Genomic DNA, 15,981 nt, shown 5'->3' on the forward strand with positions numbered 1-15,981 from the left:
AGATGCGCCCGGCGGAACCGGAGGGTGTTTATCCGAGCGTGAAGCGGAAGAAGCGGGGGCGGTAGATGCCTGGGTCGCGGTAGTGGTCGCCGTCGGGCGAGACGCGAGTGTCCATGCTGTTGACGTTGTAGGAGGCGATGAACGTGTCGCCGGAGCTGAGCGCCGGGTGGACGTGGGCGTTGTAGGAGATGACGTTCGGGTTCCAGTAGCTGCCGTACGGTCCGGGTTCGGGCATTCGGTAGACAGGGGTTTTCTGGGTGAACGGGCCGTAGGGTGAGCAGGACGTCCAGGCGTTGATCTGGCCGCTGAACGCTTGGGTGCTGTCCTGGCTGAGCAGTAGGAACTGTCCGCCCCATGGGGTGACGCTGTATTCGTTGGCGATGCCGGTCAGCAGGTTGCGGGAGTTCTGCTCACGCATCGTCCAGCCCCACGGTGTGTGGTACTGCCAGGTGCCGGTGGCGAGGTCGCTGCCGTACACGCGGGCGATGCGCATCTGCTTGTTGATCGGCGAGTCATCCACGCCGTAGACGTAGGTGTAGCAGTCGCCGCTGCGGCTCGCCGGCAGGAGCGCCGAGCCCCAGGCGACGCCGCTGGCCGAGGGTAGCTGTCGGATGCTGACCGGGGTTCGTAGGTTGGACAGGGCGAAGTTCGCCACCACGTTGCGGTTGAACCGCCAGTCCCAGGCGCCGGAGCCGAAGCGCTCGTATTCCTGGTACACCACCTGGAGTTGCCCGCCGGAGAGGTGACCGTCACCGACCCAGTACCACTTACCTGGTCCGGAGGGCGGCATCAACGCTCGCGGAGCCCCGGCGGTGCCGCCCTGGTAGGTGGTCAGGGTCCCGCCGCTCTGCACCACGAATGTGTTGTTCACCAGCGGGGCGCTGACCGGTCGGGTGCCGTCGCCGTTGAGCGGTCCCATCCAGGTGTCGGAGAACAGCCAGACGATCCGACCGTCGGGCAGCTTCACCGAGTACGTGGAGTCACCGCCGGTCCAGCCGTCGCGCGTGCTGGCGGCGTACCTGTTGAACGTGCCTTCCGGCTCGACGGTGGTCTCCACGCTGCGCACCGACAGCGGCCGCAGCACGCATGAGCGGCCGGTGAGTGGCAGCACGCTTTCCACGTGGGTGGAGAACGTCCTCGGGCTGCTGTCCGCGTCGGCGGAGTGGATGTCCAACTCGGTCCAGGTGCTCACCAAGGTAGCGACCATGGGGTACGCGAAGTCCGGCACGGTGATCAGGCCACCGGCGTCGGGGTAGCGCATCGTCTTGATGCTCGGGTACTTCACCTGCGTGCCAGCGCTGCCAGCCGGCGACCAGATGATCACCGCGGAGCTGCGGTTGGCGTCCTTGCTCGTATCGATCAGCAGCGTCGAGCAGTACCCGCAGCCCGGGTCACCGGAACTCTGGACGGCTCGCAAGTCGTGGTAGACCACACCACCCTTACGTAGAATGTCCTGGTACTCCACACGCGTACCAGCGGGGGTGGAGTGACTCTTGCGGGCCGGCCTCGCGCCGCCCAGAATGTCGCCGCTCGTCCCACTCAGGGCGGAGATGTTGTCACGCCACAATGTCGTGTCGGTATCTGTGTAGCCGTAGCTGCGCCACGCGTCCACCGTCGGGGCGGGGGCGGCATTCGCCTTGGCCAGCCGATAGTTGGCGATGTGGTAGCCCAGCAGCATGTCCTTGAAGTTCAGGCCATAGCCCTGCGCGGCGTGCCGGATCGCCTCGATCGGCAGATGGTCGTGGTCCCGGATGCTTTCCCAGGTCCGCCGCACGAAGTCCGGGTCGATCTGCTCGGTGAGGTAGGTGGGCAGCAGGAACGCGCCGTACTGCGGGCCGCGACTCAGGCCACCCCACGAGTTGAGCGCTGAGCCCGGCATGCTGAGCACGTCGTGGACGTTGCGCGCATACAGCTTCTCCTCGTCGGGGATGGGCAGGTACGGCTCCCGGACGTAGGTCTGGTGGGTGGCCCACTCCGCGGTGGCCTCCATCCACCAGTTCATCGAACCGAACTCCTTACCGCGCACCCAGCTGGCGGCGAAATCTAGACTGACGTCAGACTTGTCCCAGTACTGGTACTGCATGACGTGGAACAGCTCGTGCCGGGGCAGGTAGTCCCAGTCGGTCTGCCCGTTGGGCACCAGCATGGTGGCCTGCTGATTGAGCCCGAACGGCAACACGAAAGGCGCGTCGATCTCCAACCCGGCCCCGCCCAAGACAGGGATCTCGTCGACGCCGTAGACCAACACCCACGGCTTGCCGTCGCGCACCGGCAGCGGGTAACCCATCTCGCGATACTCGTCGACAGCGATCGCGAGCGAATTCAGCAGATGCTGGACGGCCTTGGCCCGGCCGTTCGAGTGGTAGTCCGCCGGAATACCCGGTCGGCCTGCTCCGGCGATGTTGAACAGGATGAGGAACTCGCCGGCGGATGCCCGGCAGCGGTAGGTGACACCGAGATAGTCGAACGGCTGGGCGGCGCAGTCGTCGTAGCCGGCCGCCGCAGGGGCGGCGGCCGGCGCGGCGACGTCCGGCGCGATCATCCTCGCCGCCTCGGGCTCAACGCTCGCTGCCAGCATCGAGAGGTAGGTCAGGTACCGCTGCGGGTCGCGGATTGCACCGGTCTGCCGTACGTGGGCGGGTACTGCCCGGGGCGAGCGAAGCGCGGTGAGTCCGTACCGAACCGCGTCGTCCCGGGAGAGCTTGCCCCGGTGGTACGCCGAAAGAATCGGTTCGTTCGGTCCGAAGTCGGGCGGAGTGACTGCCTTGTGTGGCGCAATGCTGGGCGGGGCCTCCTCGAACGGCTTGGGCCTCGGGACCGGCGGGGTATTCAGGTCCGGCTCGGGGGTGTGCGGCGCTGGAGCGGTGCCAATGGCACGGCTGGCGGCTCGCGCGGTGTCTGGGTCGGGTGCCGCCTGCGCAGCGCCACTGGTAGACACTGCCCCGGCCAGAACTACCGTCGCTATGACCAGAGCCAGGGTCTTCCTCATCTACCGCTCCTAGCTTGGAGGTTGTTGGACGTATCGGGTTGCACGTGCGGATTCGCCGGCAGATCACGAGCCTGATCTCCGGCGGCGTGTTCGGGATTGCCGGCCGGCTACCCCGCGACGATGCTGATGCCGATCATGCGTGCGCCGGTCTCGGTACGCGGGCGGTGCGTGCTGCCCGGAGCAAACACCACGTAACTGCCCGGACCCAGACGGTGGCCTCGATCGATGAACTCACCCGACACCACGTAGTAGCGCTCCTCGCCCTCGTGCACGTCCACCTCTGGCCACTCCGTTCCCGGGGCGAAGTCGTACATCCAGCCACGGGCCCGCTCGGTCGTCGGCAGGCGCCGCCGGAAGATGCCGGGCACGACCTCGACGGGTTCCACCTCGTCGACCTGCAGGATCTGCACATCATCGGATGCATTAGTCATGCCGTCATGATCGTCGTGTGCGCGCCGCACCGGCCAGTGTCTGCAATGACGTTGCCAGGTACATTCCTGCCATGATCGTTCATCGGGTGGTCGCCCTGGTTCTGCCGCCGCAGTCCACCTTCGAACTCGCCTGTGTCGCTGAGGTGTTCGGCGTGCGGCGCCCCGGTCTACCAGTCAACTACCGGTTCGACGTGTGTGCCGAGCAGCCGGGCATCGTGCCCACCATTGCTGGTTACGACATGGCGGTCACCAACGGGCTGCACGCGCTCGAGACCGCGGACACTGTGGTGATTCCGGGTTGGCAACGCCGCGAGCAGCCCGCGCCGTCCGCCGTGATCGATGCGTTGCGGCACGCTCACCAGCGCGGTGCCCGCATCGTCGCCATCTGCTCCGGCGCTTTCCTGCTCGCCCACGCCGGCCTGCTCGATCAGCGCAGGGCGACCACTCACTGGCGGATGGCCGCCGAGTTCGCCGCCCGATTTCCCGGCGTGCATGTCGAAGCCGACAGTCTGTACATCGACCTTGGCGACGTTGCGACAAGCGCGGGGACCGCGGCCGGGATCGACCTGTGCCTGCACCTGGTCCGCAATGACCACGGCGCCGCTCACGCCAACCAGATCGCCCGGCACATGGTCATGCCGCCACATCGCGAGGGCGGGCAGCTGCAGTACGCGGCAATACCCCTGACCGCGCACACTCCGGTGTCCCTGGGCCCGGTGCTCGACTGGGCCACGGAGAGACTGCAAGATCCGCTCACCGTCAACGACCTCGCCACACAGGCCAGAATGTCCCCGCGTACGTTCGCCCGCAGATTCACCGCGCAACTGGGTATCAGCCCAGGACAGTGGCTGCTCCAGCAACGGATCACGGCCGCACGAGCGCTGTTGGAGGAGACCGATCTGCCGGTCGAGACAATCGCGACCAGAGTCGGCCTGTCCACGGCCACCAACCTGCGCCGCCGTTTCCGCACCACGGTGAACACCACGCCGACCGCCTACCGCCGCTCCTTCGGCCGCGGCGGGAGGATGTAGACCGCACGCCACGACACCTGGCCCGAGCTGCCCCTACGGCACGTGGAGAGCGGGCGGTCATCGCGCCCGTCGTCCGGTCCGGCCCCGCGCTTTCGCAGGGCCTGGCGTCTCAGACCGCCTCGCCATCGGAAGCGGCGTGCTTACGGCGGTCGTAGTGGCGCGCCACTCGCACCCGGTTTCCGCAGGAGTTGCCGCACCATTCGCGGTTGGGCCGGTCACGGAGGAACAGCAGTACGCATCCGGGTGCTGCGCACGTACCCAGGTGGCCGGCGGCGACGAGGGCGACAGCGTCGGCGGCAACCTCGGCTAGGGCACCGGTTATGGCCGCTGCTCCGTGTCGCGTCGTCAGTCGTGGCTCCCCCGTATCGGCAAAGGCAAGCTCCTGCCAGCGCGGTGCCATCCGGGCGGCGACGTTGAGGCTCTCGACGTCCACCTTGGCGGGAATCTGGCTGGCGGAGAAGGCACCAGCGATGGCACGGATGGCAGTTCGGATGCCTCGGGCGACAGCCAGCTCGGCGGGACCTACGGTGCTCAGCGCCTCGTCGTCGACCGGCACGGCGCACAGGAAGCTGACGCGGCCAAGCCAAGCGGCGAGATCCGCAGGTGTCTGAAGCTCGTCACAGACCTCCCCCCGACGAGTGCGGACGGTATTGGCGAGCTCGATCGCAAGACGCACGAACTAATGATACCTGCCCCTTGCGGCCATTAGTTCACCCTGTTAACTTCTAACGGCCTCTGGCGAAACGACCATTAGGAAGGCTGCGAATGACCGATCAGAGCATCATCACGGGCCACGTCGGGTTGAACGTCACCGACCTTGACCGCTCGCTCGACTTCTACAGTCAGGCGCTCGACATCGAGGTCATCGGCCGCTCAGATGTCGACGGCCGGCGCTACGGCTTCCTCGGCCGCCACGACCTGCTCATGATCACACTCTGGCAGCAGAGTGGCGCGCCGTTCGCGGCTGACCGTGCCGGCCTGCATCACCTCTCGTTCCAGGTCGCCGACGTCCCGGCCCTTAACGAGGTCGAGCGCCGGCTGCGCGGGCTGGGTGCCGACATCCGTGACGACAACGGTGTGCCGGGTGAGCTAGCCGCCGCCGGACAGGTGTTCTGCTACGACCCTGACGGCATCCGCCTTGAGGTGTACGCCTTCCAGCGTCCGCCCCGGCCGGCGACCGTCACCGGCGACGGCCCGCCGTGCGGCTTCTTCTAGGGGTATGGCATGAGAATTCACTTAGGCGAGGTGTACGTCCAACGCAGGTCCGGCTACACACGCGAAGGGCTCGGCTCGGCCAGCGTCGGCGTGCGCCTTCCGGAGATCGCGCGCCAGTTCCTCATCCGCCAGCGCATGGTGGTGATCGGCGGACACGACACGGCCGGAGCCTTGTGGGCGAGCCCGCTGTATGGACCACCCGGCTTCCTGCGTGCCAGTGGCGAGCGCGATGTGATCGCGGACGCCGCGCCTGCCGCGGGCGACCCACTGGAAGCGGCGTTCGCCGCCCCGGCTCCTCTCGGTGCGCTCGCCATCGAGCCGGCCACCCGCCAGCGCATGCGCATCAACGGCACAGGTCACGTCCAAGGGGATCGGCTGATTATCACGGCCGACCAAATCTTTGCGAACTGCCCGAGGCACATCACCCGCCGGGAAGCCCATGGTGACGTCAACACAGGTATCTTTGCGGCCCCCAGCGACCGGCTTTCCGACGAGCAACTGCGCGTCGTGGCCGGTGCCGACACCTTTTTCATAGCCACCAGCGCCAAAGGCCATGGAGCGGATGTCTCGCACCGCGGCGGCAGCCCCGGGTTTGTCGTCGGCTGCAGCGCCACGACGCTGTCCTGGCCGGAATACCGCGGCAACGCCATGTACATGACCCTTGGCAATATCCACGTACAACCACGTTGCGGCCTGCTGTTCATCGACTGGACCGGCTCCCGCCCTGCCCTACAGGTGACGGGCAGAGCCTCCATCGACTGGGACCCCGGCCGGCTGGCCGACCACCCGGGCGCCGAGCGCATGGTCGACATCGCCATCGACAGAGTCGTCGAGACGCCGGGAGACGCCCTGATGTGGCGTTCGCTATGAGTTAGCCCGCACTCCTTTCACCCCGGTCCGCGATGCCGGGCCGATCGGCGACCGATGCTACGTCCGTGGCGGCCCGGTCGGAATCTTCAGAACAGCGAGAAAAGCCTCTACCGCTGGGGTCCGGCCCAGGCGGCTCCAGACGAGGTACTCGACACGGGCCGGCGCATCGACCACGTCAACGGTGCTCACGCCGCTCAGCCGTGGCACGTAGGCGGAGGGGAGCATGGCGACGCCGAGACCCGCGGCGACGAGCTCAGCCATCAGGTCGGCGGCGGTCACCTCGAACGCGACGTCGCGGACAAGGTTGGCGGCAGAGAATGCCTGATCGGTCTGGGCCCGCCCGGCACTTCCGGCGGGAAAGTCGACGAAAACCTCGGCAGCGAGCCGGTGGAGGTCGACTGCCGGTTCGCGCGCGAGCGGGTGATTGGGTGCGATCACGGCGACGAGCCGGTCCCGGGCAAGTTCGTGAACATCGACGCCCTTCGGTTGAACCCCTCCCGGCAGTCCCACGAACGCGAGGTCGATGACTCCCTGCTTGATGTGCTCCACGAGTTCGTCACTCCCGCCGACCCGCAGTCTCACGCGCACGTGTGGGTACCGCTCCCGGAACGCGCTGAGCGTGGCCGGGATGTCGACGGCCGCAACCGTGGGGATCAGACCCACAGTCACTCGTCCCCGCACCTCCCCCACCGCCGCCGCGACCTCGGCGGCTGCGCGCTCGGCGGCGTCCAGACACTGGCGGGCGGCGGGGAGGAACGCCGCCCCCGCCGGGGTCAGCCGCACCCGGCGGCTGGTCCGCTCGAAGAGCCTCGCGCCGAGTTCCCGTTCCAGACGCGCAATCTGGTGACTCAACGCGGACTGAACGACCAGGCACCGTTCGGCGGCCCTGGTGAAACTGCTCGTCTCGGCGACGGCGAGAACGTAGCGCAGCTGATGGAACTCCATTGATCCATCTTCCCTGTTGATCGATCGGATGACAAACATGTGTTGGAGTCATTGATAAGCACGTGGTCAAACTTTTGACATGACACGTTCCGGAGCGGAGACACTCCCCCGCCGAGCCGGCGGCGGCACGCTGCCCGGTAACCTGCCACGCACTGCCCTGACCGCGCTCGCCCCGCTGGCCTGGGGCACCACCTACATCGTCACCACCGAGCTTCTTCCGCCCGGCCACCCGCTGTTCGCGGGACTCCTGCGCGCGTTGCCCGCCGGTCTGGTGGCGCTGGCGGTCACCCGCACGCTGCCGAAAGGGGCCTGGTGGGGAAAAGCGGCAGCGCTCGGCGTACTGAATATCGGACTTTTCTTCCCGCTACTCTTCGTCGCGGCCGAGCGGCTGCCGGGAGGCGTCGCGGCGACCCTGGGCGCGGTGCAGCCGCTCATCGTCGCCGTCCTGGCCACGGCGGTCCTACAGGAGCGACTCTCCGTCTGGCGTGCCGTCTGGGGCGCGACCGGAGTGTTGGGCGTTGGCCTCGTGGTGATCGGGCCAAATGCCGCGCTCGACCTGGTGGGGATCGTGGCTGGCCTCATCGGCGCGACCACGATGGCGCTCGGGGTGACGCTCACCAGGCGCTGGGGACGTCCTGCCGGGGTGAGCCCGATGGCCTTCGCCGGCTGGCAGCTCAGCGCGGGCGGTCTGTTCCTGACGCCGATCACCTTCCTCGTCGAGGGGGCGCCACCAGTGATGGACCCGCCCGCCATACTCGGCTACCTCTGGCTGGGCCTGGTCGGCGGTCTGGCCGCGTACGTCCTGTGGTTCCGCGGCGTCACCACGCTGCCCGTGACCGCCGTCGCGGTTCTCGGTCTACTCTCGCCCCTGGTCGCCGCGCTGCTCGGCGCCATCCTGCTCGATCAGACGCTCGGCCCAATCCAACTTTGCGGGCTCGGGCTCTCGCTCGCGGCAATCGTCGCGGGACAGCTCCCCACGCCAGCCGGCCCACGCCACACGGGCGTGCAGGTCGGACCGGACGGGGCATCTCGTTGAAGATCGCCCTGGTCGGAGCGCGGACACTGGGCGATCGAGACGCCTACAGCGGTTACCAGCGAGCGTCACTCGTGGCTTCCGGCGTCATCGCCGTGGATGTCAAGGAGTGCGAGGAAGGCCTTGGCCGCCGGCGTGAGCTCGGCCCGGCTCCAAATGACGTGCTCGACGCGGGTCGGCGCGTCCGTGACCTGGATGATGGTCACGCCGGTGAGCTGCGGCGCGTAGGCGGACGGGAGCATCGCCACGGCAAGTCCCTGCTCGACCAGCCGGGACGTGAGGTAGGCGTTGGTTACCTCGAAGGCGACGTCGCGGCTGAGACCGGCGGCCGCGAATGCCTGATCGGACTGGATTCGCCCGGCGGTCTTGGCCGGCAGGTCGACGAACACTTCGGTGGAGAGCCGACGCAGGCTGACCGCTGACTCCGCGGCGAGGGGATGGTCCGGGGCTACCACGGCGACGAGCCGGTCGCGGGCGAGTTCTCGGGCGTTGACGCCTTCGGGTCGCGCGGTGGTGGGCAGGCCGAGGAAGGCCGCCTCGACGGTGCCCCGCTTGACCTGCTCGATGAGTTCTTCGCTCGCACCCGCACGGAGGTTGATGCGTACGGAGGGGTACCGCTGACGGAAGTCTCGCAGGACGCCGGGAAGGTCGACGGCGGCGACGGTGGAGATCAGGCCGATCACGAGCCGTCCGCGTACCTCACCGACGGCCGCCGCCACCTCGGCGGAAGCCCGCTCCGCGGCGTCCACGCACTGACGGGCGGCGGGCAGGAACGCGGCGCCGGCTTGGGTCAACCGGACACGTCGGCTGGTGCGCTCGAAGAGCTTGGCGCCCAGTTCCCGTTCCAGGCGCGCGATTTGGTGACTGAGCGCGGACTGCACCACGAGGCAGCGCTCGGCGGCCCGGGTGAAGCTGCTCGTCTCGGCGACCGCGATCACGTAGCGCATTTGCTGTAGCTCCACCGATCCATCTTCTTTCACGATCGATGAGGTGACAAGCATGTGTTGGACTCATTGATCCAATCGGGTGAAGCTTCGAGCAGAACCGGCACGGCACAGCCGTTGTCCGGCCGAACTCCCCTCACGACAAGAAAGAAGACATGGCCACAATCGATGAGCACCCGTACTCGACCCTGAGGTCATGGCTGGGTGTCGCCGTCATCACTGCCAGCCTGTTCACCTTCGTCACCACCGAACTGATGCCCGTCGGCCTGCTCACCCCGGTGAGCGCGAACCTGGATGTGTCCGCGGGCGTCGCCGGACTGATGGTCACGCTGTACGGCATCTCCGCCGGCCTCGGTGTGCCGTTCATCGTCGCGTGGACCAGGCGCATCAACCGGCGCATCCTGCTGTCCGTACTCCTGGCGATCCTGGCTTTGGGTAACCTGCTCACCGCCGCCGCACCGAACTTCGCCCTGGTCCTCACCACCCGGCTCGTCATGGGATTCGCCAACGGCGTCTTCTGGGCCATCGGCGTGAGCATGGCGATGCGCCTCGTACCGGGACGTCTCGCCGCCCGAGCGTCGGCGGTCGCGCTGTCCGGCATCTCGATCGCCGCCGTGGTGGGCATTCCACTCGGCACCTTCCTGGAAAGCCTCACCGACTGGCGCACCACATTCCTCATCTGGGCCGGCCTCAGCGCGCTGATGTTCCTCGCGGTCACCGTGACCATTCCCTCGCTGCCCTCGCAGAACGCCGTCCCGGTCCGGGATGTCTTCCGACTCCCGATCCAGTACCCGCAACTGCGCCTGGTGATGGTCGCCGTGACGCTGTACGTGCTCGGCCACTTCGGCGCGTACACCTACATCCGGCCCTTCGCGGAGGAACAGGCGTCGGCCTCGGCCGCCTTCATCACCGTGTTGCTCGTGATCTACGGCATCGGCGGTACGGCCGGCAACTTCATCGCCGGCCACACCGTGACCAAGAACGTCTGGGTCAGCTTCGTCCTCGCCTGCGCAGGGCTCGTGACAGCGATGCTGCTGCTGCTCACCATCGGGCACACACGGCCCGGTCTGATCCTCGCCGTTGCCCTCTGGGGAACGTCCTTCGGCGCCGCGAACCTGTGCCAGATCAACCTGATGCTCGGCGCCGCACCCGGGAAGTTCGAGGCAGCCATGTCCATCAACACCATGGGCTACAACACGTCCATCGCGCTGGGCGCGCTGTTTGGTGGATGGTTCGCCGACAGTCTCGGCGTCGACAGCGCCCTCTGGTTCGGTGTGGCGCTGACGGCCGCCGCGTTGCTCGTCACCGTCGCCATACGTCGAACAACCACCGCGAAGGTCTCCGAGGACGAGTTGGCCACCACCGGGTGACACGTTGACCGGCAAAAGGGCGAGCCCGCCCTGACCAGCGGAGCTGCCGCCCGGCAGAGGGAAACCGGGCGGCAGCCGCGTGGTGTCAGTGCGATGCCACCACGCGTGCGTTCATCGTCGCAGCCGCGACGATCGCGGCCACCAGGAAGACGGCTCCGCCGAGCAGCAGCCCGTCGACGTACCCGCTGGTCAGTGCGTCTGGGAGGGCGGTGCCCGAGGGCTGGTCGGCGGTCACTGCGGCGGCCACGCCGCTGAGCAGCGCAAGGCCGAGTGCGCCGCCGATCTGTTGACTGGTGTTGACCACGCCAGAGGCGACACCGGTGTCCTGCGGGGCCACCCCATTGATCGCGACCACTGTGGTGGCCACGAAGGTAAGTCCCAGTCCGAAGCCGGCGACCAGCTGAGCTGGCAGCAGCGCGGTAAGGGCGTTCGACGTCGGGCTGAGCGCCCCGAACCAGACCATGCCGATGGCCGCCAGCACCAGGCCGCCCACCGTCAGGGCGCGGGCCGTCAGCCGGGACAGCAGCTGGGGACCGACGCCGCCAGCCGCCACCGCGATGCCGACGGTAAATGGCAGGTAGGCCAGGCCGGTCCGCATCGGGGGGTAGCCCTTGACCACCTGCATATAGAGAGTGAGGAAATAGAACAGGGCGAACATGCCGCCGCCTACCAGGAACATGGTGACGTACGCGCCGGTCCGTGCCCGGTCGCTGAGGATCCGGCCGGGCAGCATCGGCGCCCTGGCGGCGCGCTGGACGAGGACGAACGCGATCAGCAGGACCGCGGCAGCGATCAGAAAGCCCAGGGTGACGGTGTCGCGCCAGCCGTGCAGGGCCGCGCGGTTGATGGCGTACACCAGTGCGGCGAGCCCGGCGGTGGCGGTGACGGCACCGGCGAGGTCCGCCCGACCGCGCTCGCGCTCCCCTCGTGGCAGCACCGACGTGCCGAGCAGCACGAGCACGGCGATGGGCACGTTGACGAACAGGACCCACCGCCAGCTGACGTACTGGGTGAGGGCGCCGCCGAGCAGGAGGCCGACCACGGAGCCCAGGCCGCCCATCGCCCCGTAGACACCCAGCGCCTTGTTCCGTGCCGGCCCCGCGGGGAACGTCGTGGCCAGCAGCGACAGCGCGGTCGGCGCCGCGATGGCGGCGCCGACGCCCTGCAGCACCCGGGCGGCGATGAGGACGGTGCCGGACCAGGCGAAGCCACCCAGCAGTGAGGCGACGGTGAACAGGACCAGGCCGATCCGGAAGACCCGCCGTCGACCGAACAGGTCACCGGCTCGGCCACCGGCTAGCAGGAGACCGCCGAAGGCGAGCGCGTACGCGGTGATCACCCAGTTGAGGTCGGCGGTGGCCATCCCCAGTGCCCGCTGGATGCTCGGCAGGGCCACGTTCGTAATGGTGTTGTCCAGCACGAGCATCAGCTGGGCGGCCGCGATGACCAGCAGTGCGAGGCCAAGTCGTGGTGGTGGGCCCGTTTCCGGCTCCACCACCAGCGAGGCCTTCGATTCTTCGTAGACAGACATTGATTTTCTCCAGAGTCGGTGTTTGCGGATCAGCGAATGCGGGGGTTCCAGGGGCGGACGTCGAGGTACTCGGCCCGCCACTCGGTGGCGTACGCCCTCTTGATCTCCTCCGGCATGCGGCCGAGGATGGCGGCGACGGTCTCCGGCGACGCTCCCTGGAGCAGCCAGGGCAGGTAACGCGCGGACTCCGCGCCGACGCGGTTCCGGTGGTCCTGACCGAACGCCGCCCACTGCGCCGCAGTGAGCACCGAATCGACGAGGCGCAGGCCCTCGTCCTCCTCGTGCCGCAGGTGCCCGGCGACGCTCAGATAGAGGGCGTCGACCACATCGCCGAGGCGCTGCGGCCCGGACTCCCGGTCGGCGATGGCGGCGTCCACGGCGTCGAGCAGCGGATCGATCGCCGCGTGTTCCGCCTCCATGGCGTCGAGCAGTGCCCTGTCCGGCTGGTCGGCCAGCCGGGTCGCCATCGGGCCCCAGACCGCGACGTCCTCGGAGGTGTGGTGCACCCGGAGGAAAGCCTTGAACATCTCCCAGCCGACCGCCGCCCGCAGGATCTGCCGGGGATCGTCGTCGGCGGTGGCGGAGACCCGGGCCAGCTGGGCCAGGTCTCGGCGCAGGGCGTCGTGCACCGCGAACATCATGGTCATGTCGAGGGTGTGGGTGGCCTCGCTCATGGTTCGTCACCTCGCATCAGGTCATTCGTTGGTTGCCCAAACGTTAGGGCGACCAACGGTATCAAACCGTAGGTGCCACCAACAGACTGGTAGGATGGGCCCGTGGATCTACCCGTCCAGGACGAGACGCCGGCCCGACTCAGCGGACTCACCAGCTGGTTGATGACGCAGACCGCCGCTCACGCTGGGCGGCTGATCGCGGACGGGTTCGCCCGGGCCGGTGCGCGGGGCTACCACTACCGGGTGCTGGCCTCGCTGGACGAGTTTGGTCCGGCCAGCCAGGCCGCGCTGGGGCGGCGTAGCGGCATCCACGTCAGCGACATCGTGGCGACGATCAATGAGCTGACGCAGGCCGGGCTGGTGGAGCGCGCGCCGGACCAGGCCGACCGGCGGCGCAACGTCATCACCGTCACGCCGGCCGGCCGCCAGCGGCTGCGCTGGCTCGACGAGCAGGTCCTCGACATCCAGAACGATCTGCTTGCGCCACTGTCCGATAACGAGCGCGCGGAACTGCGGCGGCTGCTCGGTCGACTGCTGAGCCACCACCGGGCTGATGCGAAGCAGGAGCCCTGAGCGCGTCCAATCGGTCCGGGCGGTCCTCGGACGGCGCGACCGTGCTTTTTACTGATTCGGGAACATGAGGAGGGGCTCACTCCACTGCCGGGCTGACGTCGCCGTTCTGCCGCGAGCGAACCCGCTTGTCTTGTTGGGGTCCGCTGCGGAGGATCGGTGGATGGATCTCCTCACCGCGGAACGGCAACTTCAAGCCGCTCAGCGCGCCGCTGACGTCGAGTCCCTCGACGCGCTACTGCACCCGCAGGTCGTGGGTGCCGGACCGGACGGCACGGTCTTTACGAAGGAAGACGACCTGGCTGGCTACCGCTCCGGGGCACTGCGAATCACCAGCCTGGTGGAGGAGTCGCTCGACGTCCAGGAAGACGGCCAGACCGGGATGACTCGCATGGTCGCTGCGGTGGATGCCGTTCAGAGCGGTGCCGCCATGTCCGCACGGTTGCGCTACACCCGACTCTGGGTGCGTGAGAACGACAACTGGCGGGTGTTGGCCGCCACCTTCGTCCCGGTCCAGTGAGTCCGTCCACGAAGGACGAGGATGGAGTGCACGACCGCGGTGGCGAGGCGTGGTCAGCAGCGCAGTTTCGTCAGGGCCTTCCCGGTAGCTCGTGGACGACCGGGCGCTGGGCGCATGCCGGATGGCACGCGCCCAGCGCCCGGTCAACGTCTCAGAACGGTGGTAGCCAGCTCGTCCTCGACGGAGGCCGCCGTGGTGGTCATCTTGAGAAGGGCCGGATGACGCTGTGCTCCGTGGCACCGCGTCCCGGGTGCTGAGAGACCGCCGTCAGGGCTTTGTCAGCAGCTCGAACACGCTTGAGAACCCCTGAGCGCCGAAGCCGTCGGCGATCCGGCGGTTCATCAAGTCTCTGACCTCTCGCATCCGCACGGCTTCCACGCCAACGGACTCCCGATGGCTGATCATGTCGTCCATCAGGGCGGCCTGGACGTTGAGCGGGCCGAGATCCGGCGGGTACTCGCCGGCCTTGACCGCGTTGCCGATCGAGGTCAACAGCGGGGGCAGCGCGGCGACGGAGCTGGCGACACGCTCGGCGAACTCCGCTACGTCGACTCCTTCCGCCTGCACCAGCCTCAGGGTGTGCAAGAACCCGATGAGGATCTCGTAGCCCATCGCGACCTGCGCCATGAACTCAACGGCGGCCGAGCCGGCTTCTTCCCCGCGGTAGGTGACGGTGCCCAACTCCCCCAGCGTCGACCCGTGCGCATCGATCGCGTTGCGGGAACCACTGAACGACAACATGACGCGCGGCGTACCGACGTCTGCCGCATCGCCCAAGATCTTGCCATCGAGGTACGTGGCCCCGCGCTCTCTCGCCCAGCGATCGTTGGCCCGTGCCTGGTCGGGAGAGCCACTGGTCAGGTTCACCAAGACCTTGCCCGCGACTGCGGCGTCCACGGAAGCGAGCACCTCGTCGACCGCCCCGCCGTCGAGCAGACACACCACGACGAGCGGGCTGGCGGACGCAGCCTCCGCGGCGCTCGCGGCAGCCGTGGCGCCAGAGTCGACCAGCGGCAGGGCCTTGCTCACGGTCCGGTTCCAGACCGTCGTACGGTGTCCGCGATCGATGAATGTCTGGGCGATCGCCGAGCCCATGTCACCGAGACCGAGCACGGTGACCCGGCTGGCCTGTTCGGTCGGATTCGCGGTGGTCGTTGTCAGCATGACTTTCCTCGTTTCTAAACGGTGATTCGATGCGTCAGGTGGCTTCTACCCGAGGTCGCTCTCCGCCCGGACGGCGGCTGTCAGGCGGGTGAGTCGTGCGCCCTGGAAGCGGGCCGTCTCGAGGACGGCTCTGGCGTACTCCGGATCCCGGGCGGCGCGGCTCTCCACGAGGCTGACGCCGTACGGGTTCCCGCCGGCGGCGTGCGCGGTGTCGTAGTTCAGGTAGCCAGTGGGCAGGATGACAGCCCCCCAGTGGTGGAACGTCTGGTAGAGGCTGAGCAGGGTCGACTCTTGGCCGCCGTGCTCCTCGTAACTGGCCGTGAAGCCGGTTGCCGGTTTGTCGGCCAGTTCCTCTGCCCGCCAGGGGGCGGTCGTGGTGTCGATGAATTGGCGCAGTTGAGAGCAGACGTTGCCAAAACGTGTCGGTGTGCCGAAGGCGTACCCGTCCGCCCACCGCAGGTCGTCCAGGGTGGCGAGCGCAATGTCGGCGGTGGCGTCGAGGTGGGCCCGCCACCGCGGCCTGGCATCGACGACCTGATCCGGTGCCAACTCCGCCACCCGGCGCAAGCGGACCTCCGCGCCGGCGTCTGCCGCTCCGTCTCCAAATGCCTGCGCGAGCCGGTGCACGGTGCCGGTGGCGGAGTAGTAGATGACGGCGATCCTGGCAGCGGTCTGCACGGTTACCTCCTGGGTC

General features: G+C 68.1%; 16 protein-coding genes. 7 read left to right on the forward strand and 9 right to left on the reverse strand.

Annotation, left to right across the window (positions count from 1 at the left end):
* Positions 1-28: 28 nt before the first annotated feature.
* Positions 29-2,542, reverse strand: a complete 2,514-nt coding sequence (locus ACFYPG_RS06375) for a hypothetical protein (protein ID WP_387350678.1) — start codon at positions 2,540-2,542, stop codon at positions 29-31.
* A 554-nt stretch (positions 2,543-3,096) separates the two neighbouring features.
* A complete protein-coding gene (locus tag ACFYPG_RS06380) occupies positions 3,097-3,420 on the reverse strand; it encodes a cupin domain-containing protein (RefSeq protein WP_387350680.1) in 324 nt (107 codons plus the stop codon).
* A gap of 17 nt (positions 3,421-3,437) precedes the next feature.
* On the opposite strand from ACFYPG_RS06380, the gene ACFYPG_RS06385 reads away from it, so the two are divergent.
* Positions 3,438-4,451 carry a helix-turn-helix domain-containing protein gene (locus ACFYPG_RS06385; RefSeq protein ID WP_387350682.1) on the forward strand — a complete coding sequence of 338 codons (1,014 nt, stop codon included), beginning with the start codon at positions 3,438-3,440 and terminating at the stop codon, positions 4,449-4,451.
* Positions 4,452-4,560: 109 nt separating this feature from the next.
* Here the strand turns inward: ACFYPG_RS06385 and ACFYPG_RS06390 are convergent, their stop codons facing one another.
* Positions 4,561-5,127 carry an ABATE domain-containing protein gene (locus tag ACFYPG_RS06390; protein WP_355008363.1) on the reverse strand — a complete coding sequence of 189 codons (567 nt, stop codon included), beginning with the start codon at positions 5,125-5,127 and terminating at the stop codon, positions 4,561-4,563.
* Between the two features lie 89 nt (positions 5,128-5,216).
* Between ACFYPG_RS06390 and ACFYPG_RS06395 the strand changes: the two genes are divergently transcribed.
* Complete coding sequence (locus ACFYPG_RS06395; RefSeq protein ID WP_355008364.1) at positions 5,217-5,666, forward strand: VOC family protein; 450 nt, start codon at positions 5,217-5,219, stop codon at positions 5,664-5,666.
* A 9-nt stretch (positions 5,667-5,675) separates the two neighbouring features.
* A complete protein-coding gene (locus ACFYPG_RS06400) occupies positions 5,676-6,536 on the forward strand; it encodes a pyridoxamine 5'-phosphate oxidase family protein (protein WP_387350684.1) in 861 nt (286 codons plus the stop codon).
* Between the two features lie 57 nt (positions 6,537-6,593).
* On the opposite strand, the gene ACFYPG_RS06405 is transcribed toward ACFYPG_RS06400, so the two are convergent.
* Positions 6,594-7,520 carry a LysR family transcriptional regulator gene (locus tag ACFYPG_RS06405; protein ID WP_355008366.1) on the reverse strand — a complete coding sequence of 309 codons (927 nt, stop codon included), beginning with the start codon at positions 7,518-7,520 and terminating at the stop codon, positions 6,594-6,596.
* Positions 7,521-7,560: 40 nt separating this feature from the next.
* Between ACFYPG_RS06405 and ACFYPG_RS06410 the strand changes: the two genes are divergently transcribed.
* Positions 7,561-8,517, forward strand: a complete 957-nt coding sequence (locus ACFYPG_RS06410; protein ID WP_387350686.1) for an EamA family transporter — start codon at positions 7,561-7,563, stop codon at positions 8,515-8,517.
* 65 nt (positions 8,518-8,582) lie between these two features.
* On the opposite strand, the gene ACFYPG_RS06415 is transcribed toward ACFYPG_RS06410, so the two are convergent.
* On the reverse strand, positions 8,583-9,476 hold the full coding sequence (locus ACFYPG_RS06415) for a LysR substrate-binding domain-containing protein (protein ID WP_355008368.1): 894 nt from the start codon (positions 9,474-9,476) through the stop codon (positions 8,583-8,585).
* A gap of 137 nt (positions 9,477-9,613) precedes the next feature.
* On the opposite strand from ACFYPG_RS06415, the gene ACFYPG_RS06420 reads away from it, so the two are divergent.
* On the forward strand, positions 9,614-10,828 hold the full coding sequence (locus ACFYPG_RS06420) for an MFS transporter (protein ID WP_355008369.1): 1,215 nt from the start codon (positions 9,614-9,616) through the stop codon (positions 10,826-10,828).
* Between the two features lie 85 nt (positions 10,829-10,913).
* On the opposite strand, the gene ACFYPG_RS06425 is transcribed toward ACFYPG_RS06420, so the two are convergent.
* A complete protein-coding gene (locus tag ACFYPG_RS06425; RefSeq protein WP_355008370.1) occupies positions 10,914-12,359 on the reverse strand; it encodes an MFS transporter in 1,446 nt (481 codons plus the stop codon).
* A 29-nt stretch (positions 12,360-12,388) separates the two neighbouring features.
* Complete coding sequence (locus tag ACFYPG_RS06430; RefSeq protein ID WP_355008371.1) at positions 12,389-13,033, reverse strand: hemerythrin domain-containing protein; 645 nt, start codon at positions 13,031-13,033, stop codon at positions 12,389-12,391.
* Positions 13,034-13,135: 102 nt separating this feature from the next.
* Here ACFYPG_RS06430 and ACFYPG_RS06435 point away from each other — a divergent pair, with 102 nt between their 5' ends.
* Together ACFYPG_RS06435 and ACFYPG_RS06440 are read left to right on the forward strand one after the other, a co-directional pair.
* Positions 13,136-13,606 carry a MarR family transcriptional regulator gene (locus ACFYPG_RS06435; RefSeq protein ID WP_355008372.1) on the forward strand — a complete coding sequence of 157 codons (471 nt, stop codon included), beginning with the start codon at positions 13,136-13,138 and terminating at the stop codon, positions 13,604-13,606.
* A gap of 160 nt (positions 13,607-13,766) precedes the next feature.
* On the forward strand, positions 13,767-14,123 hold the full coding sequence (locus ACFYPG_RS06440; protein ID WP_355008373.1) for a nuclear transport factor 2 family protein: 357 nt from the start codon (positions 13,767-13,769) through the stop codon (positions 14,121-14,123).
* Positions 14,124-14,390: 267 nt separating this feature from the next.
* On the opposite strand, the gene ACFYPG_RS06445 is transcribed toward ACFYPG_RS06440, so the two are convergent.
* Together ACFYPG_RS06445 and wrbA are read right to left on the reverse strand one after the other, a co-directional pair.
* On the reverse strand, positions 14,391-15,287 hold the full coding sequence (locus ACFYPG_RS06445) for an NAD(P)-dependent oxidoreductase (RefSeq protein ID WP_387350688.1): 897 nt from the start codon (positions 15,285-15,287) through the stop codon (positions 14,391-14,393).
* A gap of 45 nt (positions 15,288-15,332) precedes the next feature.
* Positions 15,333-15,965, reverse strand: coding sequence for an NAD(P)H:quinone oxidoreductase (gene wrbA / locus ACFYPG_RS06450; RefSeq protein ID WP_355008375.1), 633 nt, complete (start codon positions 15,963-15,965; stop codon positions 15,333-15,335).
* Between the last annotated feature and the right edge of the window lie 16 nt (positions 15,966-15,981).

Origin of the sequence: Micromonospora sp. NPDC005553 (assembly GCF_042871765.1) — a bacterium.
GTDB lineage: Bacteria > Actinomycetota > Actinomycetes > Mycobacteriales > Micromonosporaceae > Micromonospora.

Coding starts and splice junctions, on each gene's coding strand:
- ACFYPG_RS06410 (WP_387350686.1), top strand. CDS start 7,561: ATGACACGTTCCGGAGCGGAGACACTCCCCCGCCGAGCCGGCGGCGGC.
- ACFYPG_RS06400 (WP_387350684.1), top strand. CDS start 5,676: ATGAGAATTCACTTAGGCGAGGTGTACGTCCAACGCAGGTCCGGCTAC.
- ACFYPG_RS06375 (WP_387350678.1), bottom strand. CDS start 2,542: ATGATCGCGCCGGACGTCGCCGCGCCGGCCGCCGCCCCTGCGGCGGCC.
- ACFYPG_RS06445 (WP_387350688.1), bottom strand. CDS start 15,287: ATGCTGACAACGACCACCGCGAATCCGACCGAACAGGCCAGCCGGGTC.
- ACFYPG_RS06420 (WP_355008369.1), top strand. CDS start 9,614: ATGGCCACAATCGATGAGCACCCGTACTCGACCCTGAGGTCATGGCTG.
- ACFYPG_RS06395 (WP_355008364.1), top strand. CDS start 5,217: ATGACCGATCAGAGCATCATCACGGGCCACGTCGGGTTGAACGTCACC.
- ACFYPG_RS06430 (WP_355008371.1), bottom strand. CDS start 13,033: ATGAGCGAGGCCACCCACACCCTCGACATGACCATGATGTTCGCGGTG.
- ACFYPG_RS06425 (WP_355008370.1), bottom strand. CDS start 12,359: ATGTCTGTCTACGAAGAATCGAAGGCCTCGCTGGTGGTGGAGCCGGAA.
- ACFYPG_RS06440 (WP_355008373.1), top strand. CDS start 13,767: ATGGATCTCCTCACCGCGGAACGGCAACTTCAAGCCGCTCAGCGCGCC.
- ACFYPG_RS06380 (WP_387350680.1), bottom strand. CDS start 3,420: ATGACTAATGCATCCGATGATGTGCAGATCCTGCAGGTCGACGAGGTG.
- ACFYPG_RS06405 (WP_355008366.1), bottom strand. CDS start 7,520: ATGTTTGTCATCCGATCGATCAACAGGGAAGATGGATCAATGGAGTTC.